Source organism: Bacillus sp. AC266 (assembly GCF_979253805.1).
Window position 1 is genome coordinate 1 of sequence record NZ_CEEDEC010000078.1, and the last position, 233, is coordinate 233.

The window sequence follows — 233 nt, forward strand, 5'->3', positions numbered from 1 at the left end:
ACCAATGACAACTACATATTCCGAGTTAGATGAATTACTTTCAATTTTTGTAAAGAGCGTGGAAGAGATGATGCACAAAGGAGGGCATAGTATCGCATGACAACTATTACAAATACATTCGGTAAATTAAATGAAATAGAGGAAGTAATTTCTTTGTTCCATGATGATATGACATTGATGTTTGGGGGATTTGGAGGAATCGGATCCCCTCCATCTTTAATTCAAGCTGTTTT

Annotated in this window: 1 protein-coding gene; it reads left to right on the forward strand. The window is 35.6% G+C overall.

Features of this window, described 5'->3' with window-relative positions; translation table 11 throughout:
- Nucleotides 1–96: 96 nt before the first annotated feature.
- On the forward strand, nucleotides 97–233 hold a 137-nt coding region (locus tag AC0IXC_RS29415), incomplete at its 3' end, for a CoA-transferase (protein ID WP_471653733.1).